The 22,741-nt window shown below is 63.5% G+C and carries 20 protein-coding genes and 6 pseudogenes; 15 read left to right on the forward strand and 11 right to left on the reverse strand.

Annotated elements, in window-relative coordinates:
• Positions 1-189 precede the first annotated feature (189 nt).
• Positions 190-468 carry a hypothetical protein gene (locus ACFQAU_RS02165; RefSeq protein ID WP_386280185.1) on the forward strand — a complete coding sequence of 93 codons (279 nt, stop codon included), beginning with the start codon at positions 190-192 and terminating at the stop codon, positions 466-468.
• Between the two features lie 53 nt (positions 469-521).
• On the opposite strand, the pseudogene miaB reads toward ACFQAU_RS02165, so the two are convergent.
• A pseudogene (gene miaB, locus ACFQAU_RS02170) lies at positions 522-1,825 on the reverse strand (tRNA (N6-isopentenyl adenosine(37)-C2)-methylthiotransferase MiaB).
• A 122-nt stretch (positions 1,826-1,947) separates the two neighbouring features.
• On the opposite strand from miaB, the pseudogene ACFQAU_RS02175 reads away from it, so the two are divergent.
• From ACFQAU_RS02175 to ACFQAU_RS02190, 4 genes and pseudogenes are all read left to right on the forward strand, one after another.
• A pseudogene (locus ACFQAU_RS02175) lies at positions 1,948-2,816 on the forward strand (hypothetical protein).
• A gap of 272 nt (positions 2,817-3,088) precedes the next feature.
• On the forward strand, positions 3,089-3,781 hold the full coding sequence (locus ACFQAU_RS02180) for a phosphatidylserine decarboxylase (protein ID WP_120350577.1): 693 nt from the start codon (positions 3,089-3,091) through the stop codon (positions 3,779-3,781).
• Positions 3,782-3,790: 9 nt separating this feature from the next.
• Positions 3,791-4,570: a CDP-alcohol phosphatidyltransferase family protein gene (locus ACFQAU_RS02185; protein WP_386280189.1), complete on the forward strand. Its 780-nt coding sequence runs from the start codon at positions 3,791-3,793 to the stop codon at positions 4,568-4,570.
• Between the two features lies 1 nt (position 4,571).
• Positions 4,572-5,189: a class I SAM-dependent methyltransferase gene (locus ACFQAU_RS02190; protein ID WP_132445747.1), complete on the forward strand. Its 618-nt coding sequence runs from the start codon at positions 4,572-4,574 to the stop codon at positions 5,187-5,189.
• Between the two features lie 31 nt (positions 5,190-5,220).
• Here ACFQAU_RS02190 and irrA read toward each other — a convergent pair whose 3' ends face one another.
• Positions 5,221-5,640, reverse strand: coding sequence for an iron response transcriptional regulator IrrA (gene irrA, locus ACFQAU_RS02195; RefSeq protein ID WP_120350574.1), 420 nt, complete (start codon positions 5,638-5,640; stop codon positions 5,221-5,223).
• Positions 5,641-5,803: 163 nt separating this feature from the next.
• Between irrA and fabA the strand changes: the two genes are divergently transcribed.
• Complete coding sequence (fabA, locus tag ACFQAU_RS02200) at positions 5,804-6,313, forward strand: bifunctional 3-hydroxydecanoyl-ACP dehydratase/trans-2-decenoyl-ACP isomerase (RefSeq protein ID WP_120350573.1); 510 nt, start codon at positions 5,804-5,806, stop codon at positions 6,311-6,313.
• Positions 6,314-6,380: 67 nt separating this feature from the next.
• Here fabA and ACFQAU_RS02205 read toward each other — a convergent pair whose 3' ends face one another.
• Both ACFQAU_RS02205 and ACFQAU_RS02210 read right to left on the reverse strand, forming a co-directional pair.
• Positions 6,381-6,983: an SDR family oxidoreductase gene (locus ACFQAU_RS02205; protein ID WP_386280195.1), complete on the reverse strand. Its 603-nt coding sequence runs from the start codon at positions 6,981-6,983 to the stop codon at positions 6,381-6,383.
• 67 nt (positions 6,984-7,050) lie between these two features.
• The gene (locus ACFQAU_RS02210; protein WP_132445744.1) at positions 7,051-8,430 is read right to left on the reverse strand and encodes an NAD-dependent succinate-semialdehyde dehydrogenase; all 1,380 of its coding nucleotides are present in this window, start codon (positions 8,428-8,430) and stop codon (positions 7,051-7,053) included.
• Between the two features lie 163 nt (positions 8,431-8,593).
• On the opposite strand from ACFQAU_RS02210, the gene fabB reads away from it, so the two are divergent.
• Positions 8,594-9,823, forward strand: a complete 1,230-nt coding sequence (gene fabB, locus ACFQAU_RS02215; RefSeq protein WP_132445741.1) for a beta-ketoacyl-ACP synthase I — start codon at positions 8,594-8,596, stop codon at positions 9,821-9,823.
• 9 nt (positions 9,824-9,832) lie between these two features.
• Positions 9,833-10,624: an enoyl-ACP reductase FabI gene (locus ACFQAU_RS02220; protein ID WP_132445738.1), complete on the forward strand. Its 792-nt coding sequence runs from the start codon at positions 9,833-9,835 to the stop codon at positions 10,622-10,624.
• A gap of 186 nt (positions 10,625-10,810) precedes the next feature.
• Here the strand turns inward: ACFQAU_RS02220 and ACFQAU_RS02225 are convergent, their stop codons facing one another.
• Positions 10,811-11,926, reverse strand: a complete 1,116-nt coding sequence (locus ACFQAU_RS02225) for a THUMP domain-containing class I SAM-dependent RNA methyltransferase (protein ID WP_132445735.1) — start codon at positions 11,924-11,926, stop codon at positions 10,811-10,813.
• Between the two features lie 107 nt (positions 11,927-12,033).
• Entirely contained in the window at positions 12,034-12,462 is a 429-nt protein-coding gene (locus ACFQAU_RS02230) for an FKBP-type peptidyl-prolyl cis-trans isomerase (protein ID WP_132445732.1), read from the reverse strand.
• A gap of 193 nt (positions 12,463-12,655) precedes the next feature.
• On the opposite strand from ACFQAU_RS02230, the gene ACFQAU_RS02235 reads away from it, so the two are divergent.
• The 7 genes and pseudogenes from ACFQAU_RS02235 to ACFQAU_RS02265 all read left to right on the forward strand — a co-directional run bounded on the left by ACFQAU_RS02235 (position 12,656) and on the right by ACFQAU_RS02265 (position 18,584).
• A complete protein-coding gene (locus ACFQAU_RS02235; RefSeq protein WP_132445729.1) occupies positions 12,656-13,342 on the forward strand; it encodes a haloacid dehalogenase type II in 687 nt (228 codons plus the stop codon).
• A pseudogene (locus ACFQAU_RS02240) lies at positions 13,342-14,162 on the forward strand (alpha/beta fold hydrolase). Before ACFQAU_RS02235 ends, ACFQAU_RS02240 begins: the two are co-directional and overlap by 1 nt.
• On the forward strand, positions 14,159-15,130 hold the full coding sequence (locus ACFQAU_RS02245; RefSeq protein ID WP_132445726.1) for a threonine ammonia-lyase: 972 nt from the start codon (positions 14,159-14,161) through the stop codon (positions 15,128-15,130). The pseudogene ACFQAU_RS02240 and the gene ACFQAU_RS02245 overlap by 4 nt, the downstream one beginning before the upstream one ends.
• 110 nt (positions 15,131-15,240) lie before the next feature.
• A complete protein-coding gene (gene pcaD / locus ACFQAU_RS02250; protein WP_132445723.1) occupies positions 15,241-16,044 on the forward strand; it encodes a 3-oxoadipate enol-lactonase in 804 nt (267 codons plus the stop codon).
• Positions 16,045-16,046: 2 nt separating this feature from the next.
• Positions 16,047-16,199: a hypothetical protein gene (locus tag ACFQAU_RS02255; RefSeq protein WP_260012257.1), complete on the forward strand. Its 153-nt coding sequence runs from the start codon at positions 16,047-16,049 to the stop codon at positions 16,197-16,199.
• Positions 16,200-16,203: 4 nt separating this feature from the next.
• Positions 16,204-17,423: pseudogene (locus tag ACFQAU_RS02260) on the forward strand (TCR/Tet family MFS transporter).
• 72 nt (positions 17,424-17,495) lie between these two features.
• Positions 17,496-18,584 (forward strand): Zn-dependent alcohol dehydrogenase, encoded by a 1,089-nt coding sequence (locus ACFQAU_RS02265; protein WP_132445720.1) that lies wholly within the window; start codon positions 17,496-17,498, stop codon positions 18,582-18,584.
• Between the two features lie 17 nt (positions 18,585-18,601).
• On the opposite strand, the pseudogene ACFQAU_RS02270 reads toward ACFQAU_RS02265, so the two are convergent.
• The 5 genes and pseudogenes from ACFQAU_RS02270 to ACFQAU_RS02290 all read right to left on the reverse strand — a co-directional run bounded on the left by ACFQAU_RS02270 (position 18,602) and on the right by ACFQAU_RS02290 (position 22,726).
• Positions 18,602-19,877 (reverse strand): annotated as a pseudogene (locus ACFQAU_RS02270) (glycerate kinase type-2 family protein).
• Between the two features lie 47 nt (positions 19,878-19,924).
• Positions 19,925-20,194 carry a glucokinase gene (locus ACFQAU_RS02275; protein WP_386280208.1) on the reverse strand — a complete coding sequence of 90 codons (270 nt, stop codon included), beginning with the start codon at positions 20,192-20,194 and terminating at the stop codon, positions 19,925-19,927.
• Positions 20,185-20,913 (reverse strand): glucokinase, encoded by a 729-nt coding sequence (locus ACFQAU_RS02280; protein WP_386280211.1) that lies wholly within the window; start codon positions 20,911-20,913, stop codon positions 20,185-20,187. The genes ACFQAU_RS02275 and ACFQAU_RS02280 overlap by 10 nt, the downstream gene beginning before the upstream one ends.
• A gap of 122 nt (positions 20,914-21,035) precedes the next feature.
• Positions 21,036-21,254 (reverse strand): hypothetical protein, encoded by a 219-nt coding sequence (locus ACFQAU_RS02285; RefSeq protein WP_067935872.1) that lies wholly within the window; start codon positions 21,252-21,254, stop codon positions 21,036-21,038.
• 115 nt (positions 21,255-21,369) lie between these two features.
• A pseudogene (locus ACFQAU_RS02290) lies at positions 21,370-22,726 on the reverse strand (formimidoylglutamate deiminase).
• Positions 22,727-22,741 lie beyond the last annotated feature (15 nt).

Consider the following 22,741-nt stretch of genomic DNA (forward strand, 5'->3'; position numbering starts at 1 on the left):
GCCTTCGAATCCTCTTGAAACACGCACCTTTAGACCTAAACCTCTATCCATCGGATCGCGAGGGTGGGACTTCGCGCGGCTTTGCCGATCTTGATTGCTGCAATGATAACTGGGGGACCAACTCATGATGAAAATGCTACTCGCCACCGCCGTCACCGGCCTGCTTGCCATGCCTGCTTTTGCCGGGGTGTGAAATACGCCTACCACAACCAGGGCAAGGCGCATCCAACGGGCAATGTGATCCACGTCAGCTGCTACCGCGGCCCGTGGAATGATGTGATCTGGGACCGGCCAAACTCGGTCTTCGTGGATAGCCTCGTGGCCGTCGGCTATGACTTCTCCACCGCCCATGCCGTGGCCGAGCGTGTCTGCCGGGATCACACGCTGGTGGGCAACCCTGAGGGGCTGAAAGCGACGATGAAACGGATCTTTGCGGATGCCGCTTCGCATCGCAAGCACAACTACTGACAAGCTTAGGGTGCGCGGCAACGCGCACCCGCAACGGCCCTAGTGGCGGCCCGTTAGACCAAGACAGCCGCCAAAGAGTTTGTCTTGGCTTCGGTCACCCTTACGCGCTGAATGTCACCGATCTGCGCCGTGCAGTTCTCGATATGAACCGCGTGCAGATACTCTGACTTGCCAAGCATCTGACCGGGCAAACGGCCCTTCTTCTCAACCAGAACCGACACCTCGCGGCCCACCATCGACTGCTGGATCTCTTGTTGGTGCTGGGTGATTAACCCTTGCAGGCGCTGCAAGCGATCGTCGGCCACGGCTGCATCGACCAGCGGGCGTTCGGCCGCCGGGGTGCCGGGGCGGGTGGAATATTTGAACGAATAGGCATAGCCGTAGCGCACCTGCCGGACGAGCTCCATCGTGGCCTCAAAGTCGGCATCGCTTTCCTCGGGGAAGCCGACGATGAAATCGCCTGACAGCACAATATCAGGCCGCGCCTCGCGGATGCGTTCGAGCAGCTTCAGATAGCTCTCGGCGGTGTGGCTGCGGTTCATCCGTTTCAAGATGTGATCACTGCCCGACTGCACCGGCAGGTGCAGGTAAGGCATCAACTCGGGCACCTCACCATGGGCCGCAATCAGATCGTCGCCCATGTCGTTGGGGTGGCTGGTGGTGTAGCGGATACGCTCCAACCCGTCGACCTTGGCCAGCGCGCGGATCAGACCGGCCAGCGTCATGCCGCCGTGGTAAGCGTTTACGTTCTGGCCCAGCAGAGTGACTTCGCGCACGCCGCGCTCGACCAGATCGCGGGCTTCTTCCAGCACCTTCTCGGCGGGGCGAGAGACTTCGGCCCCCGCGTATAGGGCACCACGCAGAAGGCGCAGAACTTGTCGCAGCCCTCTTGCACGGTGAGGAAGGCCGCGGGCGCGCGTTTCATCTTGGGGCGGCCCTTGAGGTGGTCGAATTTGTCTTCGGCCGGGAAATCAGTGTCGAGCGCGCTCTGCCCGCTCTGCACCTTCGCCTCCATCTCTGGCAAACGGTGGTAGCTTTGCGGGCCGACCACCAGATCGACAGCCGGCTGGCGGCGCATGATCTCTTCGCCTTCGGCCTGTGCCACGCAGCCCGCCACACCGATCTTCAGATCAGGGCGTGCGTCTTTCAGCGGCTTCAGGCGGCCCAGCTCGGAATAAACCTTCTCAGCCGCCTTTTCGCGAATGTGGCAGGTATTGAGCAGGATCATATCCGCATCATCGGCCCGGTCGGTCGTGACATAGCCCTGACCGCCAAGGCTTTCGGCCATGCGTTCGCTGTCATAGACGTTCATCTGGCAACCATAGGTCTTGATGAACAGCTTTTTCGGTTGTGTCATGGCGGGCATCCAAGGGTTTTGACGGATTTCGGGCAGATGGCGTCGTCTAACAGCGGTGGCCGCGTCTTGCAATGGACCCGGAATTGACCGACCTTGCGGCACGGAAATACCAGCGGGGGCCTATGCGGTATCGCGATCTAGATCATCTTATCAAAGAGGCCCGCCCGGCGCTGGAGGCAGGCCCCATCGCCATGATCTTGGTCGAGGATGAGGTCGAGGTCGACACCACCCTGCGCCACCACCAGCAAGCGGGCTTTGACAGTGTGGTGGCGCTGATGCCCCCGCTTTTGACCTGCCCCGCGACTTGCAGCAAAGCGTGCTGCGGGTGGACTATGACACCACCGCCGAAGCCGCGCTGGAAGGGGCCGTGAACCGCATGATCGCCGCGGTGCCGGGGCAATGGCTTTATTATTGCTACAACGCCGAATATCTGTTCCACCCCTTCAGCGAGACGCGCAACGTCAAGGAATTGCTGGCCTTTCACGGAGAAGAGCGGCGCGATGCCATGCTGGCCTACGTGGTCGACCTCTATGCGCTGGACCTCCAAATGCATCCCGATGCCGTCTCACTCGATCAGGCGCATCTGGACCGGTCGGGCTATTACGCGCTGGCGCGCAAGGATCCATCGCGGCAGGGGCATCCCAAGGAACGGCAGCTTGATTTCTTTGGCGGGCTGCGTTGGCGGTTTGAGGAACATGTGCCACCGCAGAGCCGCAAGATCGACCGCATCCCGCTGTTTCGCGCCAAACCGGGGCTGCTGCTGCGCGGCGATCACACGTTCAACGACGAGGAATACAATACCTACGCCTGCGCGTGGCACCATAATGTCACCGCGGCGGTCTGCTCTTTCCGCACGGCCAAGGCGCTGAAAAGCAATCCCGGCAGCCGCTATGATATCCCGACATTCCAGTGGCATAATTCCGAGCCGTTCGAGTGGCATTCCCGGCAGTTGATGGATTTGGGTCTGATGGAGCCGGGGCAGTGGTTTTGAAAAGCTTCCTTCGCCACCACACCGCCCGGTGGCACACCGGGCATCGCCGTCCCTCCCCCGGAGGGCGATTTCGCAACGCTTCACCAACGAGACACGCTAGGTCCAAGAACACCCGCCCCGCGCCACGTGACCATCGATCGCCCACCAGGGAGGGCGATGCCCTCAGCATTCCCCCTTGCACCGACCCGCCGATGCCGTCCCCAAGATCAAAACCTCCTTGCACTCACCCGCCATGCACCTATGACGGAAGACAGCCTGAACGGGAGGGTCCGATGTCCGTCAACTTGCTCGACACATTCATCAAACCGATGCACCGCGAGGGCATCAAATTCGTGGCGATCTTCGCCGCCGTCACACTGGTGCTCTTCGCCATCGAAGAGGTGCTGGGCTGGATCGGCGTCGGTCTCACCATCTGGTGCTACTACTTTTTCCGCGACCCAGAGCGTGTCACGCCGGATAGGCCCGACCTGATCGTCAGCCCTGCCGACGGCATCGTTTCGCTCATTGAACCTGCCGTGCCGCCCGCCGAACTGGGCATGCCGGATGTGCCGCTGACCCGCGTCAGCGTCTTCATGAGCGTGTTCAACTGCCACATCAACCGCGCCCCCGTTGCGGGCAAGGTGCAGGCCGTGGCCTACCGCCCGGGCAAATTCTTCAACGCCTCGCTCGACAAGGCCAGCGCCGATAATGAGCGTAACAGCCTGTGTATCCGTATGGACGACGGGCGCGATCTGGCCGTGGTGCAAATCGCGGGCCTCGTGGCGCGGCGCATCGTTTGTTTCGTCAAATCCGGCGACGGGCTGGAAACCGGCGAACGCTTTGGCTTGATCCGCTTTGGTTCGCGGCTAGATGTCTACTTGCCCGAAGGCGTCGACCCGATGGTGCGCATTGGGCAGACCATGGTCGCCGGGGAAACCGTGCTGGCCGAGTTGAAACCGCCGGTGGCCCAGTCCACCCCCGTCTAGGATTGCTGCATGCGCCCCTCTTCTGAAAAGTCCGGCGCAGACCTTGCGCTGATCCAATTGCTGCCAAACGCCCTGACCATCACCGCGATCTGCGCGGGCCTTTCGGCGATCCGCTTTGGCGTGAATGGCAACTATGTGCTGGCGGTGCAACTGATCCTGCTGGCCTGCGTGCTGGATGGGTTGGACGGGCGTCTGGCGCGGCTCTTGCGGTCGTCCAGCCCGATGGGCGCGGAACTGGATCTGCTGGCCGATTTCCTGAACTTTGGCGTGGTGCCGCCGCTGATCCTCTACTTTTGGGCCTTGCAAGACATGGGCGGCGCGGCTTGGATTGCGGTGCTGATCTACGCAGTTTGCTGTGTGGTGAGGCTGGCCCGGTTCAATGTGAACGACAAGGCCGAAGCCGAGAAAGCCAAGAATGGCGACGCGGTCGGGGAATCCGGCTCCTACTTTACCGGCATCCCCTCGCCCGCAGGGGCCCTGCTGGTGTTGTTGCCGATGACGCTGTCCTTTGCTTTCCACAACCGGCCCATTCTGCCGGACTGGATCATTGCGCTGCATATGGTGCTGATCGGGTTTCTGATGATCAGCCGCATCCCCACATGGTCTTTCAAAACCACCAAGATTTCGCGCCGCCATGTGAAATACCTGCTCGTCGGTGTGGCAATTTTTGCCGCAGCGCTGGCGACCTACGCTTGGACCACACTGGTAGTCCTCTGCCTGGCCTATATCGGCATGGTGATCTGGGGCCTACTGCGGGGCAAGAGACTGAATAAACCCAAAAGGAATTAAAATGGATATCAAGGCGGTCGAGACTTCTTATGCCCGCTGGGCGCCGATCTACGACAAGACCTTTGGCGCGCTGACCAGCGGTGGCCGTCGCCATGTGGTTACCCATATCAACAAGGGCGGCGGCACAGTGCTCGAAGTCGGCGTCGGCACCGGATTGTCGCTGCCGCATTACGCGTCACATCTTTCAGTCACAGGTATGGATTTCAGCGATGAGATGCTTGCCAAAGCCCGCGAGCGCGTCGCGCGCGAAGGGCTGACGCATGTAGCCGACCTGCGCCAGATGGATGCGCGCGACCTTGATTTCCCCGACGCCAGCTTCGACACCATCGCCGCCATGCATGTGCTGTCGGTCGTGCCCGAACCTGAGCGCGTCATGGAAGAGATCGCCCGCGTGCTCAAACCCGGCGGTCAGGTGGTCATCGCCAACCACTTCATGCGGACCACCGGCGTGCTGGGCTTTCTTGAAAAGGTCTCGGCCCCCTTCGCCAATACGCTTGGCTGGCATTCAGATTTCGAGATGGAGACCGTGTTGCAACAAGACGCGCTGCAGGTCGAACACGAACGCGCCTTGCCGCCAATGGGCATGATGACGTTTCTGGTGCTGCGCAAACGCGGCTGATCGCTCACGCGGCGGGGCGCGCCCCGCCCGTTCAGGATTTCCGGCGCAGGCGGATCACCACATCGACCGAGGCAATCTCGGCCCCATCGGGCGCATCGGGAAGCTGCGCGATCACCAATTGCTCAGAAGGCGCGTCGGTCAGCTTGCTGTCGTCTTCCCAAAAGAAATGCGGGTGGTCGTGGGTGTTGGTGTCGAAATAGCTTTTCGAGCCATCCACGGTCACTTCCTGCAACAGCCCCGCATCACAAAAAGCGCGCAGCGTGTTGTAGACCGTGGCCAGCGACACGGCCTCGCCCTGCCCCTTTGCGGCCTCAAACAGGCTTTCAGCGGTGACGTGGCGATCTTGGCCATCGCCCACCAGAAGGCTCGCCAGCGTGACACGTTGGCGCGTAGGGCGCAGCCCGGCCTGAGCCAGCCAGCGCGTTCCGACCTCTTGTTCCTGTTCGGACATCAGTTCCCTGCCTTTCAGGGTCATATAAAGGAGGAAATCCCCGGTTTTCAATTGAAAACCTCAAGCCAATCGTCGCAGCCCCTCGCGCGCGGGCCTTGCAGCGTGCCGGAACGCGATGTTAAACGGGGCCGATGTTATAACAGAGCAGCAGGAGAGCCGCAGGATGGCCGACTACCCCACGAGTTTCGACAAGGAAGATCTGCTGAAATGCGCCCGCGGCGAGCTTTTCGGCCCCGGGAACGCACAGCTTCCCGCCCCGCCGATGCTCATGATGGACCGGATCACCGATGTCTCGGCCGATGGCGGCGCCCATGGCAAGGGCCATATCATCGCCGAGTTCGACATCACGCCCGACCTGTGGTTTTTCGAATGTCACTTCCCCGGCAACCCGATCATGCCCGGCTGTCTGGGCCTTGACGGTCTGTGGCAATTGACCGGTTTCAACCTCGGCTGGCGCGGCTGGCAGGGGCGCGGCTATGCGCTTGGCGTGGGCGAAGTAAAGCTGACCGGCATGGTGCGCCCTGAGCGAAAAATGCTGACCTATAAGATTGATTTCACCAAGGCGATCCAGACCCGCCGCCTGACCATGGGCGTGGCCGATGGCATCGTCGAAGCCGATGGCGAGGTGATCTATCAGGTGAAAGACATGAAAGTCGCGCTGAGCGAAAGCTGAGCCAAAGCGACATTCCGACAAGAAAAAGGGGGCCCGCGTGGCCCCCTTTTGCGTTTGCATCACCCGTTCAAAGCGTCTGCATCTCTTGCACCTTGCCATCGTGGCGCCCGGTCACTGCAGCCTCGGCCAAAACGGCGGCGACATCAGCGCGATGTGCCTTGCCTTTCTGATCGACACCTTCGCCGAGATTGATCGCATTGGTCTTGGGGTCATCGGTCAGCGCCACAGGCCGCAGGATCGAATGGGTCAACCCAGAGGCTTGCAGGTGCGCGTCTGCTGCCTGCTTCGCCTTCAGGTAATGGGTCATCTCATTGTCCTCCGGCGGATTGTCGGCACCGACAGAGCTCAGCATGACGAAACGCTCAACATCGGCCTCGCGCGCCAGATCGACCAGATGTTGCGCGCCCTCGCGGTCGACCTTCTCGGTCATCTCTGGCCCTGTGCTACCGCCAGACCCGGCAGCAAAAACCACCGCATCGACGCCGTCACAGACACCCGCCTGCAGATTGGTCAAATCACCCTTCCGCTGCTCGGTGCCCTCCGGCAAAACCGACGTGTCTGAACCGTCGCGCACCAGCGCGATGGGCTCGGCTCCTCGGTCTTTCAATTCACTGACGAGCAAACGCCCGGTTTTGCCGGTCGCACCGGCGACAAGTACTTTCATAGTCATCTAGAACCTCTTGCAATCTATCGTTCAAATCGGCGAGCGGCATGCAGCACCGCCCGCCCTTTGCCATTTAGGACGGCAGAAAAATCGCCTTGGCGTTGACGAATTCGCTCATGCCAAAACCGCCATGTTCACGTCCATAACCGGAGTTCTTGACCCCGCCGAAGGGCATATTCGGATCCGCCAACCCAAAACCGTTGATCCGGATCATCCCGGTGTCAAACTCGGCCCGAGCCAGCTCAAGTGCGCGGTCTTCGTCTTTCGAGAAGATACCGCCGCCAAGACCATAGCGGCTGTCATTGGCAATGCGCATCGCATCTTCATCGTCCTTCGCGCGGATCACCGAGGCGACAGGGCCGAAGATTTCATCGTCATAGGCGGGCGAGCCGGGCTTTACATTGCCCAACACGGTCGAGGGATAGTAGGCACCGGTACGGTCAGGCACTTTGCCACCGCAGAGCAGTTCGCAGCCTTTCTCGACGCTTTCTTTGACCTGATCGCGCACCGTCTCAAACTGCTCCTGGCTCGACAGCGGGCCAAGGCCGGTGCTTTTGTCCATCGGGTCGCCCATCTCGATCGATTTCATCTGCTCGACAAAAGCTTTCACGAAGGCATCGTAGTTTTTGTCGGTCACGATAAAGCGCTTCGCCGAGATGCAGGTCTGGCCGTTGTTGTAAATCCGACCAGCAGCAGAGAATTTCACCGCCGTGTCGATATCCGCGTCATCCAACACGATGAAGGCATCGTTCGAGCCCAGCTCCAGCACCGATTTCTTGAGATGCTTTGCCGCCAGCGACCCAATGTGGCTGCCCGCCTTGTCAGAGCCTGTCATGGTCACGCCGCGCACCAGATCATGGGCGATCAGCTTGTCGCTGGTGTCATGGTCGATGATGACGACGTTAAACAGGTCTTTCGGCAGGCCCGCCTCTTCGCAAATTTCCTTAAGACGCAGCGCGCTGCCGGTACAAATCTGGGCATGTTTCAGGACGTTACCATTGCCTGCCATCAGGTTTGCCGCCAAAACGCGGACCGGCTGGTAAAAGGGGAAGTTCCAAGGCTGGACCGAATAGATCACGCCTATCGGCTGATAGGTCACCACGCCGTTTTTCTTGCCATCCATCAACTCGCGGGTCTCGTCCTTGAGCCTTTCCGGGCCCGCATCGGCGGTCCAGTCGAAGATCGCGGCGCAGAGGTCAACTTCGTCAAGGCTGTCTTGATAGAGCTTACCCACCTCGCGGGTCATCAACTCAGCCAGTTCCTCTTTATTATCGCGCAGCTTTTCAGCAATCTTTTTCAAATAGGGCGCGCGCTCAGTATGGGAGAGCTTGCGCCAATCCTTAAAGGCCTCATGCGTGGCTTCGACCGCGCGGAGCGCCTCGGCTTCGGACATGACGTTGTAGGTGTTCAGTACCTCTTCGGTGGCGGGGTTTACCGTCTTGATCTCGGGCATTCTGTTCTCCTTTATGTCTCGCTGTGCAAACACCGCCCGTCCAGCGCGCGTTCCATCACAGAACCTTGACCGCGAACTTCGCGCCCGCAGGACCGGCAAACCGCTTGCGCCGTATGGGCGTGCTGGCATACACCGGGGCTGCCAAAACAAAGGAGTGCTGCGCATGCGCCGCGTCGTCGTCACAGGGTTGGGGATTGTCTCATCCATCGGAAATAACGCCGAAGAAGTGCTCGAAGCACTCAAGAACGGCACATCCGGGATCGAAGCCAGCCCGGAGATGGCCGAACACGGGTTCCGCAGCCGCGTCGCCGGCACGCTCAAGATCAATCTGGCCGATCATATCGACAAGCGCACCCTGCGCTTCATGGGGCCGGGCGCGGGTTATGCCTATGTGGCGATGGATCAGGCGATCAAGGATGCCGGGCTGAGTGAAGATCAGATCAGCAACCCGCGCACCGGTCTGGTGGCAGGCTCCGGCGGGCCGTCGACCAGCGCCATGTTCGCAGCGCATAACATCGTCAAAGACACCGGGGCGACCAAGCGCATCGGGCCTTTTGCCGTGCCGAAATGCATGTCTTCGACTGTCAGCGCGAACCTTTCGACCGCGTTCAAGATTAAGGGAATTAACTATTCCATCACCTCCGCCTGTTCCACCTCGCTGCATTGCATCGGCAACGCGGCCGAGCAGATCATGCTGGGCAAGCAAGACGTGATGTTTGCCGGTGGCGGCGAAGAGTTGGACTGGACGCTGTCGTGCCTCTTCGACGCGATGGGCGCGATGTCGTCCAAGTACAATGACGCGCCCGAAACGGCGAGCCGCGCCTTTGACGCGGACCGCGATGGTTTCGTGATCTCCGGCGGCGGCGGCATGCTGGTACTCGAAGACCTCGACCACGCGCTGGCGCGCGGTGCGAAAATCTATGCCGAAGTGACCGGCTATGCCGCCACCAGCGACGGCCACGACATGGTTGCGCCCAGCGGTGAAGGCGGCGAGCGCGCGATGCGTCTGGCGCTCGACACCCTGCCCGAAGGCCGCAAGGTCGGCTATATCAACGCGCACGGCACCTCGACGCCCGTCGGCGACGTGGGCGAAATCGAAGCCGTCCGCCGGGTCTTTGGCCAAGGCAGCACGCCGCCAGTAAGCTCGACCAAGTCGATGACCGGCCACGCGCAGGGCGCTGCGGGCGCACTGGAGGCGATCTTCAGCCTGCTGATGCTCGACAACGATTTCATCGCCCGGTCGATCAATGTGCAAAACCTCGACCCCGCGCTCGATCCTTCGGAGATTGCGCTGGAGCGCGTCGACAACGCGGGCCTCGATTCCGTGATGACCAACTCCTTCGGGTTTGGTGGCACCAATGGGTCGATGATCCTGTCAAAGTATAAGGGCTGAGGGCGCGATATGTCAGGAATGCTTGAAGGAAAACGCGGCCTTATCATGGGCGTGGCCAACGAACGGTCTATCGCTTGGGGCATCGCGAAAGCGATGTCCGAGGCCGGGGCCGAACTGGCCTTTACCTATCAGGGCGAAGCCTTTGGCAAACGCCTTGAGCCGCTGGCGCAGAGCGTCGGATCGGACTTCATGGTCGATGTCGATGTGACCGATGACGCCTCGCTCGACCGTGCTTTTGATGAGCTGGGCGCGCGCTGGCCGACGATTGACTTCGTCGTGCATGCCATTGCTTTCTCAGATAAATCCGAGCTGACGGGCCGGTTTCTGAACACCAGTCGGGCGAACTTCAAGAACTCGATGGATATCTCGGCCTATTCCTTCATTGACGTTGCACGCCGCGCGCATCCGCTCATGGTTGAGAACGGCGGCACGCTGCTGACGCTGACCTACATGGGGTCGAACCGCGTGACGCCGAATTACAACGTGATGGGTGTGGCCAAGGCGGCGTTGGAAAGTGCCACGCGCTATCTGGCGAATGATCTGGGGCCGGAAGGCATCCGCGTAAACGCGATTTCACCGGGGCCGATGAAGACACTGGCGGGGGCTGCCATCGGTGGCGCGCGCAAGACCTATAAGCACACGGATCAAAACGCGCCGCTGCGGTCGAATGCGACGTTGGAGGCTGTTGGTGGCACGGCGGTTTATCTGGCATCGGATGCGGGGGCCTGCACCACGGGCGAGATTGTCCGGGTCGATGGGGGCTTTCATGTGCTGGGGATGCCGCAGGCGGAGCATCTGTAAAGGGTTTTGACATCCTAGGCCCGGAAACAAGCCGCAGGCGCCGGGCCATCGCCTGCCCGTCCCCACGGGGAGGCGATTTGGCAAGACTGGGCGCGCCTTCGCGAGGGCGCGTTACCGCTGCACCATAAAGTGGCACGGATCACCGCTGCAATCGCCACCCCACGGGCAGGCGCTGGCCCTTAGTCTCTACCGCAACACATCCGTCTGCCAGAGCCAGATTTTCATCCCGCCATGCGCAATCGCTGGCCCCTGCGGTTTCCATGGCAACCCAGTCGCCCGCGCCAAGGGCGGCTCTGACGTTACCAGCCCCACACGCCAACCGCGGAACCGCGTCTTCAGCGTCTCGCCCAGCGTCCCATACAAAGGATAAAGCAGCTTCTTATTCCCGATCCGCCCTCCGTAAGGCGGGTTCACGATCACCAGTCCCGGCGGTCCCTCGGGCGGCTGCACCTCCCCTGCCCCGTGGCAGGCGAAATGACACCACGCGCCCACGCCCGCACGCTCGGCATTGGCCGTGCTCATGCGGATTGCACCTGCGTCCCGATCCGAGCCGTAGAACCGCGCGGCAGGCGCGGCCACCGCCCCACCGCTGCGCATCTCTTCCCAAACTCCAGCATCAAAACTCGCCAAATCCTCAAAGGCAAAGCTTCGGCTGCGCCCCGGTTTCACCCCCGCCGCAATCTCCGCTGCTTCGATCAGAAACGTCCCCGAGCCGCACATCGGGTCCACCACTGGCTCGCCCGGCGTGTACCCACAGGACCGCAGCATTAGCGCCGCCATATTCTCGCGCATCGGCGCCTTGCCCACGGCCTCTTTATGCCCGCGTTTGTGCAGCGCCTCGCCAGAGGTATCGAGGCTGAATTGCACCGCATTGTCGTGGATGCGCACCTTGAGCACCAATGCTGCCTCGGCATCCACCGTGATGCCATGGCTTTCATGCAGCGCCGTCTCAACCCGCTGCTGCGCGGCCCCGGCATGGTAAATCTTCGACGCTTTGCACGTCACCTGCACCTTCACCGGCACATCGGCACGCAGCACGTCACCAAAGGGAAACTTGCGGCAGCGCTTGTCCAACTGCGCCAGATGGAAGGCCATAAACCCGCCGATCCGCGCCAGCACCCGGCCCGCGCCGCGCAGCTCTAGGTTCGCGCGCCAAACCTCGGGCCAGCCGCCCTGCACAGTCACCCCGCCGGGCTGCGCCTGCGCTTCGGCAAAACCTTTTTCCTGCACCTCGGCGCAAAGCAAATCCTCAAGCCCGGGCGGGCAGACAAGGAAAATCTCGAATGTATCTGGGGTATCCATGGCCCCTGCATAAGCGCCTGCGCGGCGCGGTGCGAGGGGAAAAAGACGCGCATCGCGCCTTGTAGGCCCACCGGAGAGACATCCCCCGGCAGGCAGTGTCAGATCGCTTAGGCGATTTTGACCAGTTCGATGTCGAACTGCAGGTCTTTGCCCGCCAGCGGGTGGTTGGCGTCGAGGGTCACGGTGGTCTCGTCCACGTCCACCACGGTCACGGGCAGCGCCTGACCTTCGGGGGTCTGCATCTGCAACTGCGTGCCGGGATCAAGCGGGATATCAGCCGGGATACCTTCGCGCGGCACCGACTGGCGCATCTCGGGGTTCACCGGGCCATAAGCTTCTTCGCTGGGCACCTGAACGACCTTCTTGTCGCCTTCGGTCATGCCGGGCAGCGCGCTGTCGAGGCCGGGAATGATCTGACCCGAACCCACAACGAACTCCAACGGGTCACGACCCTCAGAGCTATCAAATGTGGTGCCGTCCTGCAGCGTGCCGGTATAGTGAATCTGTACTGTGTCGCCGGATTTGACCTCAGCCATTGTTGTCTCCAATTTGTCAGGGGAAAAAGGGAAGGAGGCCGCGTATCTGCACGGGTGCTCCAAATTCCGCGACAGCATGAAGATTGTGGCCCCGAGAGTAAACCCCCAGTCCCGGCCGATGGAGGAATTCGCCCCTTTTCGCCGCTTCGCCCGCATGCCACTCTGCCGCGAAATATGAGAGAGAGCCAGCCAGATGCCCATTACCACCTGTGTTTTCGACGCCTATGGAACCCTGTTCGACGTGGCCGCCGCCGCCCGCGAGGCCGCGCGGGAGCCCGCCTTTGCCGCCATCGCCGAGACTTGGCCGCAGCTGGCAGAACACTGGCGCCTCAAGCAGTTGCAGTATTCATGGCTGCGCGCCGTGACCGGGGCGCATGACGATTTCTGGCAGGTCACCCAAGAGGGTCTGGACTGGTCGTTGGAGAAGATGGGCGTCGCTGACGAACCTGCCCTACGCGAGCGCCTCTTAGCGCTTTATTGGGAGCTTCAGGCTTTTGCGGAGGTTCCCGCCATGCTGCGCGCGCTGAAAGACGGCGGCCTGAACACCGCGATCTTATCCAACGGCTCGCCCGCGATGCTGGACGGAGCGGTGCAATCTGCGGGAATCAGTGACCTATTGGATGTGTCGCTCTCGGTCGAAAGTGTTGGGGTCTTCAAACCCCATGCATCGGTCTATGATCTTGTGGGGGCGCACTACAGCTGCGCCAAAGGCGAGGTGCTGTTCGTCTCCTCCAACGGCTGGGACGCGGCGGCGGCGACGGGCTATGGTTTCACGACCGCATGGGTGAACCGGGGCGGCGATCCGGTGGACCGGCTGCCATGGAAACCGGCGCATCAGTTGCGAGACCTCAGCGGCATCCCTGCATTGGCGGGCCTTTGATGGCCCGGTTCACCACCTCCGACGGGCTGTCACTGCACTATACGGACGACGGCTCCGGCCTGCCGATCCTCTGCCTTGCTGGCCTCACCCGCACCGGGGCGGATTTCGACTATCTGGCCCCGCATCTGGCGGATCATCGCCTGATCCGCATGGATTACCGGGGCCGAGGGCGTTCGGATTTTGACCAGAATTGGCAGAACTACACGCTGCCGGTGGAATGCCGTGATGTGCTGGAACTGCTGGCGCATCTGGGGTTGGACAAGGTCGCCATCATCGGCACCTCGCGCGGCGGGCTCAATGCGATGGGACTAGCGATGATCGCCCATGATCACCTGCTGGGCGTGGCGCTGAATGATGTCGGGCCAGAGCTGGACGCCAAGGGGATCGAGTTCATCATGGGATATCTGGGCCGCAACCCCGCCGCCAAGACCTATGAAGAGGCCGCCGCCGCCATGGCCCGGGCCTTTCCCGAATTTCGCGGCGTGCCGGAAGGCCGTTGGCTGGAAGAGGTGCAGCGCCATTACACAGCCACCGACGACGGGCTGAAAATCACCTATGACCCGCATCTGCGCGATGCCATCGCCACAGCGGGGCAGCCGACGCCTGACCTCTGGCCGTTTTTCGACGCGCTTCAGGGCATGCCGCTCGCGGCGATCCGGGGGCCAATTCGACCCTGCTCAGCCGCGAAACGCTGATGCAGATGCAGGCGCGGCGGCCGGATATGATCGTGGCCGAGGTGCCGGATCGCGGCCATGTGCCGTTTCTCGACGAACCCGAGGCGCTGGCCGCGTTGCACGAATGGATAGGACAATTGCAATGAACATCGACATGATCCGCGCCGCCGCCGCCCGGGCAGAGGGCCATGTGCGGCGCACGCCCCTGTTGAACTCGCCCTTTCTGGACGAGATCGCGGGCCGTCGCATTTGGGTCAAGCCAGAGTGCTTGCAACACACCGGCAGTTTCAAGTTTCGCGGTGCGTGGTCGGCGCTGTCATCGCTGGATCCTGACGCGCGGGCGAAGGGTGTCATCGCCTATTCCAGCGGCAACCACGCGCAGGGCGTGGCGCTGGCGTCGAAAATGCACGGCGCACCCGCCGTGATCATCATGCCAAAAGACAGCCCACGCCTGAAAATCGCCAACACCCGCGCCTTTGGGGCCGAGGTCGTGCTCTATCACCGCGCGAATGAGAGCCGCGAGGAGATCGGCGCGCGACTGGCCGAAGAACGCGGCCTCACGCTGATCAAACCCTATGACAATCCGCAGGTCATCGCGGGCCAAGGCACCACGGGGCTGGAGATCGCGCAGCAGGCAGCCGAGGCGGGGATCAACTCTGCCGAAGTCATCGTCTGCTGCGGCGGCGGTGGCCTAACCTCTGGCATCGCCTTGGCGTTGGAGGCCGAGGCCCCCGCCCTCCGCGTGCGCCCGGCAGAGCCGGAAGGCTTTGACGATGCGGCCCGGTCACTGGCCTCTGGCAAGATCGAGCAGAACCCGAGCGCTTTGGGATCAATCTGCGACGCCATCGTCACACCCGCGCCGGGCGAGCTGACTTTTCCGATCATGCAACGGCTTGTCGGGCCGGGGCTGGTGGTGAGCGACGACGAGGCGCTGAAGGCGATGGGCCATGCCTTTAACCGGCTGAAGGTTGTGGCCGAGCCGGGCGGTGCCGTGGCGCTGGCGGCGGCACTGTTCCGTGGGGCAGAGATTGAGGGCGACGATGTGATCGTCACCATCTCTGGCGGGAATGTGGATGCGGATATGTTCGCGCGCGCATTGCAGACGTTGGGGTAAAGACAAGGGCAGCCCCGCCCTAGGGCGGGGCATTTCTGATCTGTCCCGCCTTTGACCTGCGCCGCGCGCGCTATATGCTGGCCACCACCGCCGCTCACAGGAGACCCCCCATGCAGATATTCGATACCGGTGACGTCCAACTTCACTACCGCGTCGAGGGCCCCGAAGACGGCGCGCCTGTGGTCTTTGCCAATTCGCTCGGCACCGATATGCGCCTGTGGGATCCGATCCTACCGCTCCTCGCCCCCGGTCTGCGCATCATCCGTTTTGATAAACGCGGCCATGGCCTCTCATCCTGCCCGCCCGCGCCCTATTCGATGGGGTCGCTCATTACCGATACCGAACGGCTGCTCGATCACCTGCAGGTGCGCAACTGCGTCTTCGTCGGGCTCTCGATCGGCGGCATGATCGCGCAGGGGCTGGCCGTCAAACGCCTCGATATGATCCGCGCGGTGGTGCTCAGCAACACCGCCACCAAGATCGGCAACCGCGACATTTGGGCCGAGCGCATTGCTGCCGTGGAACAGGGCGGCATCGAGAGCCTCGCTGATGCCGTGATGGAACGCTGGTTCTCTGCCCAGTTCCGCGCCACGCCAGAACTGGCGCTTTGGCGCAACATGCTCACCCGCCAGCCAGACGCGGGCTATGCGGGCTGTTCGGCGGCGATCTCGCACAGTGATTTCATGACTCCCACCTCCGGCCTGCGCCTGCCTGCGCTTGGTATCGCAGGGTCCGAGGACGGCTCCACCCCGCCCGATCTGGTGCGCGAGTTGATGGACCTGATCCCCGCCTCGAAATTCAAACTGATCCGCCGCGCGGGGCACCTGCCTTGTGTCGAGCAGCCGCAAGAATACGCCGAAGTGCTGAACGAATTCCTCGCCAACGTCGGGCATATTCCCAAGGCGCAGAGCTGAGCATGGCACCTTGCGATCACGACGCCCCGGCTTTCCGCGACGGGCAGGCCAATCGCGCGCAGCCGAGTAGCCCCGACCGCACCCGGACCGATGCGCAGCCGCGTCACCTTGCACCGGGCGCCCTTGCCTTTGCCCCTCACGCGGACCACATCTGACCGGATGCCGCTGCCGCTGATCTTTATTCTTGTGACGGTGATGATTGATGCCATGGGCGTCGGTCTGATCCTGCCCGTGATGCCGGACCTAATCCGCGAAGTGCGCGGCGGGGGGCTGAGTGATGCGGCCCTTTGGGGCGGCGTGCTGGCCACGGGGTTTGCCGCGATGCAATTCCTCTTCGGCCCGGTTCTGGGCGGGCTGTCCGACCGTTTTGGCCGCCGTCCGGTCTTGCTGCTGGCGCTCGTCGTGATGACGGTGGATTACGGCGTCATGGCACTGGCGGGCAGTGTCTGGCTGCTGCTGATCGGGCGGCTGGTGGGCGGTGTGACGGCGGCAACCCATGCCACGGCCTCGGCCTATATGGCCGACATCTCTCCGGCGCAGGACCGCGCGGCGCGTTTCGGGCTGATCGGCGCAGCCTTTGGCGCGGGCTTTGTTCTGGGGCCGCTGATGGGCGGCATCTTGGGTGAATATGGCACCCGCGCGCCGTTTTGGGCGGCGGCGGTGCTGGCGGCGGGCAATGCGGCCCTCGGCTGGGCTGTGCTGCGCGAAACCCTGCCCCAGACGAAACGCCGCGCCTTTGATTGGCGGCGGGCCAATCCGCTGGGTGCGTTGCGTGCCCTTGGCCGCCTGCCCGAGATCGGCAGGCTTCTGGCGGTCTATTTCATCTACCACGTGGGCTTTGCCGCCTATCCGGCGGTCTGGGCCTATTTCGGGGTTGAGCGGTTTGGCTGGTCCCCTACGATGATCGGCCTGTCACTGGGTCTTTTTGGCGTGCAGATGGCCCTTGTCCAAGGCGCGCTGATCGGCCCCGTGATCCGCCGCTTGGGCGCCCGTGCCACGGTGATCTTGGGCCATGTCTTTGCCCTTGCCGCCTTTGCCGCGCTGACCGTGCTGACCTCAGGCACTTGGGCGCTGATCATGACCCCGCTTGCCGCCCTTGCCGGGGTCATCCCCCGGCGCTTCAAGGCATCATGTCGGCCCGCGTCAGCGCTGATGCCCAAGGCGAGCTGCACGGCGCGCTCAGTTCCTCCACCGCGCTAGCGATGATCATCTCTCCCTTGGCGATGACCGCGGTCTTTGCGTATTTCACAGCCCCCGATACCGCGCTCTACCTGCCCGGCGCGCCCTTCCTGCTGGCGCTGTTTCTGACCCTCGGCGGGCTGGTGATCTTTGCCAGCCGCCCTCCCCTCACGTCACAAACCGGCACTTCGCCGCATTAGGCCCATTCCCCGCCTTGCGCCACCGGCCCTTCCGCGTCAGGCTGGCGAAAACCAAGTGAAAGGGACAGGCCATTGCAAACCATCAAAGCCGCCGTCTGCCATGCCTTTGACAGCCCGCTGAGCGTCGAAGACATCCGCCTGCAGGCACCACAATCCGGCGAGGTCGAAGTGACCTTGGATGCCGTGGCGATCTGCCACTCCGACATCCTGTTTGCCGAAGGCGGCTGGGGCGGCACCCTGCCTGCCGTCTATGGCCATGAGGCCGCAGGCCGGGTCAGCGCCGTAGGGCCGAATGTACAGGGGCTGGCCGAGGGCGACAGCGTGGTGGTCACCCTGATCCGCGCCTGCGGCAGCTGCCCCAACTGTGCCTCGGGTCAGCCGACGATCTGCGAAACACCGCAAGCGCCCGAAGGGCCGCTTCAGACCGCAGAGGGGGCGCCGCTTTTTCAAGCCATGAACACCGGCGGTTTCGCCGAAAAAGTGGTGGTCGACCGCTCGCAGGCCGTGAAAATCTCACACGACATCCCCAAAGACGCCGCCTGTCTGATCGCCTGCGGCGTGATCACCGGCGTGGGTGCCGTGGTCAATGCAGCGGGCCTGCGCGCAGGCCAAGATGTGGTGGTGATCGGCGCGGGCGGGGTCGGCCTTAATGCCATCCAAGGGGCGCGCATCGCGGGCGCACGGCGGATCGTGGCGGTGGACATGACCGAAGAAAAACTCGCCATCGCCCGCGAATTCGGCGCGACCGACACCGTGCTCGCGACCGAGGCGAAACCGTGGCGCGCGGCCTTCAAGGCCATGGGGCGCGGGGCGGATGCCGTGATCGTCACCGTCGGCGCGATCCCCGCCTATGAAACCGCGCCGCGCTACCTTGCGGCCGGGGGCCGGGTGATCATGGTTGGCATGCCCCACAGCGGGGCCGAGGCCAGCTATGAGCCGGTGGTCCTTGCCGCCTTGGGGCAAGGTATGGTCGGCTCCAAAATGGGCGACGTGGTGATCCAGCGCGATATCCCGTGGATGGTCGACCTTTACCTTCAGGGCCGCTTGCAACTCGACAACCTGATCTCCGGGCGCTGGCGGCTGGATCAGATCAACGAGGCGATTGCCGACACCAAGACCGGCGCTGCGAAGCGCAACGTGATTATCTTCGACCGCACCTAGGCGGACCCAGAACCGGCTCAGCTTTCGGGTAGATCGCCGATCAGCAGGGCGCGGAAATCATTCACATTGGTCCCGGTGGGGCCGGTGTGAAACAGGGCGTCTACCGCCGCAAACGCGCCGTAGGCATCGTTGTGTTGCAAGGCGCGGCGCGGGTCCACCCCTGCCGCGCGCATCGCGCCCGCCGTGCCCGGCGTGACGAATGCGCCCGCGTTGTCCTCGGACCCGTCGATGCCGTCGGTGTCCGCCGCCAAGGCGGTGATGCCTTCCTGCCCGTCGAGTGCCAGCGCCAAGGACAGCGCGAATTCACTGTTGCGCCCGCCGCGCCCCTTGTGGCGCAGGGTGACCGTCGTCTCTCCGCCTGAGAGCAGCACCAGCGGCGCGGGATGCGGGAAACCGCTTTGTTGCGCCTGCCGGGCAAGTGCGGCATGCACCAGCGCCACCTCGCGCGCCTCGCCTTCGATCGCGTCCGACAGTATCCATGCGGTCACCCCCGCGCCTGTGCCGCCTTGGCCGCCGCGGTGAGGGACAGACCCGCAGAGGCAATAACATGCGTGACCGTCTTGCTGGGCGCGTCTTGCGCAGGCTGCTGCGCGGCCTCTTGCAGAAAAGCCATGCAACGAGGCGGCAGTTCCAGCCCCCGCGCGGCCACCTCCTCCAACACCTTCGCCGCGGCCCGTCGCCCCGGCACCGTAGGGCCAGAGGCCACGGCCCCCGGATCATCCCCCGGCACATCCGAGACGACAAGGCTCACCACCTGCGCGGGATAGGCCAGTTCCGCCAGACGCCCGCCGTTCACCGTGCTGAACTGTTTGCGGATGTCATTCATCACCGAGATTGGCGCGCCTGAGGCCAGAAGCGCCGAGTTCAACGCCTGCAAATCCTCTAGCGTCAGCCCCTCGGGTGGGGCGGGCAAAAGCGACGACCCGCCGCCGCAGATCAGCGCGATCACCTGATCCTCCGGCCCCAGCCCGCGCAGCGCATCCTGCAAGGCGCGGGCGGCCTCGATCCCGGCCTGATCGGGCACCGGATGGGCGGCCTCCAACACCTTGATGCGCTGGCAGGGCGCGCCATAGCCATAGCGGGTGACCACGACACCGTCATAGGGATGCGGCCAGAGCGCCTCGAACGCCTGCGCCAATTGCGCCGCCCCTTTGCCCGCGCCGATCACCACCGTGCGGCCCTTGGGGGCGGCGGCAGCCTGTCCTTCAAGATCAGCCGCGGATCGGCGGCGGCGACGGCGGTGTCGAACAGGTTGGCCAAGAACTGGCGTTTTGGATCATTGAGGTTGGACATAGGGCACTCCGGCTGCTGTGGCGATCATGGCGGCCCGCTGCCTGCTGTCAATCCGGCAGGGGGCGTTCGTGCTGCACAAACAGACAGTTGCGCGCACCCATGAGGCCAAAGTCGGGGTCATTGCACAGACCCAAGGGCAGCGCCGCGCGCCATTTGCTGTGCCGCCCGCCCGCGTTGAAGGCAGCGAGGAAGGCCTCATCCAACATCCAAGGGTTCTGCTGCGCCACGCCCCCCGTGATGAAAACCCCACCGCGCGCACCCAAGACCAGCCCCAAGTCCCCCGCAACCCCGCCAAGATATCGCGCCATCAAGGCCACCGCCCGGCAGGCACTCGTGTCCTCCCCAACCTTGGCCGCGGCAAAGATCGCCGCCGCCCCTCCAGATGCGCCGCCTCGCCGCGGGCGGTTGCGATGGCGCGGTACCAATAGGGGATGCCGGTGCCCGACAGGATCGCCTCGGCCTCGACCGCCAGCGCGTCGCCCATCTGGACCTCGGGCCAAAGCGCGATCAGGGCTTCGAAATAGGCCACTTCCTCGGCGCTATGAGGGGTCAGCCGCAGATGCCCGCCTTCGCCCGGCACCGCCGTGGGCCGCGCCCCTTGCCAGACCAAAGACCCCACGCCCAAGCCCGTTCCCGGCCCGACAATCACCCGCGCGCCCGGTTGCGGCGCAGGGCCGCCCTGAAGAAAGCTCACCTTTGCCGCGTCCAGCGTGGCCAAGGACCAGGCCGCCGCCTCGAAATCATTGAGCAGCAGTACCTTGCCGGGCGCCACATCGCAGGCCCGCGCCAGATCATCGCGCGAGATGCTGCGCGCGGCGTTGGTCATGCGCACCTGCCCGTCGACAACCACCCCGGCCACCGCCATCGCGACCCCCTCGGGCGCGCCGCCCATCTCGCTACAAAGCGCCGCACAGGCGTCTGGCAATGTGGTCAGCCCATCGGTGCGATGCGTGCAGCGCCGCACCACCGCGCCTGCCGGGTCCACCGCCGCAAGCCGCAGGTTGGTGCCGCCAATGTCCCCTACAAGATACCACATATGTCTGCCCCAATTCCCTTGTTACCGGTGCAAGATGGCCCGCCCGCGCGACCAAGGCAAACAACAAAAAACCCGGAAGCAAAGGCTTCCGGGTCTTGGCGGTCAACGCCGTTGGCTGGGGGTCAATCGGGTGCGACAGGCACGGTTGCCGTATCATCGCCCTCAATCGCGGTGCCATCGTCAACGATCACCTCGTCTTCGGTGCCGGGGGCGGTGGCGACTTCCTCGCCCGTCCAGAAGACAATGATGCCGATGCCAAAGATCACGACAATCGCCATGCCGATCAGCGGCCACTTGTGACGGCTTTCCTGCTTTTTCAGATTTGTGTCTGGTGGACTCATGATCCGCTCCCTTTCGCTGGCTTCGGGCTATGCCGCGCAACACCACGCCGCGCGCGGCCCTTGTTAGGGGGCAAACCCGGCAGGCCGCGGCAAAGTTCCCGGAAGCTGGAAGGTTTCACAAAAGCGCCGTCAACTCTGCCATGGCGCGCCGGTAGCCCGCCACGATCCGGTCACGCTGCCGGTGCCGCCCGCCCGTCACCGCATGGCGCCCCGCCGACCACAGGTCCGTCACCACCCGATCCTTCGCCGCAAAGACCAGACCGTCGAGCAGTTGCGCGGGCCGCAGCGCACAAAGCGCCGGGTCTTGGCTGTCGATCGCCATCAGGTCGGCCCATGTGCCCACCGCAATCTCGCCCCGGCCCCGGCCAAGCGCCTGCGCACCGCCGCGCGCGGCCCCGGTATAAAGCGCCTCCCCGACCGAGCCTTCGCCCGGCACCATCACGTTGCGCGCCAGATCGCGCAGGCGTTGGGAATACTCCAAGGTGCGCAACTCTTCGGTCAATGAGATCAGCACGTTGGAATCCGACCCAATGCCAAACCGCCCCCGGCAGCGAGGTAGCCCGGCCCGTTGAACGGCCCATCGCCCAAATTCGCCTCTGTCACCGGGCAGAGCCCCGCCACCGCGCCGGTCCGGGCCAAGGCTGCCGTCTCTGCTTCGGTCATGTGGGTCGCATGGATCAGGCACCAGTTCTCCGTCACCTCAGCGTTCGCCAGCAACCAGTCTACCGGCCGTGCGCCGAGCCAATCCGAGATGTCTGCGACCTCCTTGGGCTGTTCGGCGATGTGGATATGGGTCGACACCTCGGGATGCGCGGCCAGCACCTCGGCCAGTTCCGCCGGTGCTGTGGCGCGCAGCGAATGCGGCGCGATGCCGACGCGGCAGTCTGGGGGAGATCAACTACCGCCCGTTTCGCCCGCTCCACCAGCGCATTGAACTGCGCCACCCCATTGCCAAAACGCGCCTGACCCGGCTGCAAGGGCACCTGCCCCGCGCCACCGTAGGTATAGAGCACCGGCAGATGGGTTAGCCCGATCCCCGTCTCCGCCGCCGCCGCCGCGATCCGGGCCGAAAGCTCACCCAGATCATCATAGGGCGTGCCGTCGGGCTGGTGATGCAGGTAATGAAACTCGCCCACGCTGGCAAAACCCGCCTCTTGCATCTCAAGGAAAACAAAGGCGGCGATGGCCTCAATATGCGCGGGCGTGAGATGGGCGGTAAAGCGGTACATCAGGTCACGCCACGTCCAAAAGCTGTCTTTCCCCGCCATCCGCACCTCGGTCATCCCGGCCATGGCGCGTTGAAAGCTGTGGCTGTGTAGGTTGGCCAGCGCAGGCAGCAGGGTATCGACGCGGCTGTCGTCAAGATGGGGCGTTTGTCCGGTCTGCACCGCCGTGATGCGGCCCTCGGCAACCGTAATCCGAACGTCCCGCGCCCAGCCCTGCGGCAGTCTTGCGTGTTTTGCGAAAATCATTTGACGGCCTTTCGG

The organism is Sulfitobacter profundi (assembly GCF_042661425.1).
In the GTDB taxonomy this organism is placed as follows: Bacteria; Pseudomonadota; Alphaproteobacteria; order Rhodobacterales; family Rhodobacteraceae; genus Sulfitobacter; species Sulfitobacter profundi.

Coding starts and splice junctions, on each gene's coding strand:
- ACFQAU_RS02280 (WP_386280211.1), bottom strand. CDS start 20,913: ATGTGGTATCTTGTAGGGGACATTGGCGGCACCAACCTGCGGCTTGCG.
- ACFQAU_RS02205 (WP_386280195.1), bottom strand. CDS start 6,983: ATGACTATGAAAGTACTTGTCGCCGGTGCGACCGGCAAAACCGGGCGT.
- ACFQAU_RS02190 (WP_132445747.1), top strand. CDS start 4,572: ATGGATATCAAGGCGGTCGAGACTTCTTATGCCCGCTGGGCGCCGATC.
- ACFQAU_RS02225 (WP_132445735.1), bottom strand. CDS start 11,926: ATGGATACCCCAGATACATTCGAGATTTTCCTTGTCTGCCCGCCCGGG.
- fabB (WP_132445741.1), top strand. CDS start 8,594: ATGCGCCGCGTCGTCGTCACAGGGTTGGGGATTGTCTCATCCATCGGA.
- irrA (WP_120350574.1), bottom strand. CDS start 5,640: ATGTCCGAACAGGAACAAGAGGTCGGAACGCGCTGGCTGGCTCAGGCC.
- ACFQAU_RS02285 (WP_067935872.1), bottom strand. CDS start 21,254: ATGAGTCCACCAGACACAAATCTGAAAAAGCAGGAAAGCCGTCACAAG.
- pcaD (WP_132445723.1), top strand. CDS start 15,241: ATGCAGATATTCGATACCGGTGACGTCCAACTTCACTACCGCGTCGAG.
- fabA (WP_120350573.1), top strand. CDS start 5,804: ATGGCCGACTACCCCACGAGTTTCGACAAGGAAGATCTGCTGAAATGC.
- ACFQAU_RS02180 (WP_120350577.1), top strand. CDS start 3,089: ATGTCCGTCAACTTGCTCGACACATTCATCAAACCGATGCACCGCGAG.
- ACFQAU_RS02220 (WP_132445738.1), top strand. CDS start 9,833: ATGTCAGGAATGCTTGAAGGAAAACGCGGCCTTATCATGGGCGTGGCC.
- ACFQAU_RS02185 (WP_386280189.1), top strand. CDS start 3,791: ATGCGCCCCTCTTCTGAAAAGTCCGGCGCAGACCTTGCGCTGATCCAA.
- ACFQAU_RS02230 (WP_132445732.1), bottom strand. CDS start 12,462: ATGGCTGAGGTCAAATCCGGCGACACAGTACAGATTCACTATACCGGC.
- ACFQAU_RS02245 (WP_132445726.1), top strand. CDS start 14,159: ATGAACATCGACATGATCCGCGCCGCCGCCGCCCGGGCAGAGGGCCAT.
- ACFQAU_RS02210 (WP_132445744.1), bottom strand. CDS start 8,430: ATGCCCGAGATCAAGACGGTAAACCCCGCCACCGAAGAGGTACTGAAC.
- ACFQAU_RS02255 (WP_260012257.1), top strand. CDS start 16,047: ATGGCACCTTGCGATCACGACGCCCCGGCTTTCCGCGACGGGCAGGCC.
- ACFQAU_RS02235 (WP_132445729.1), top strand. CDS start 12,656: ATGCCCATTACCACCTGTGTTTTCGACGCCTATGGAACCCTGTTCGAC.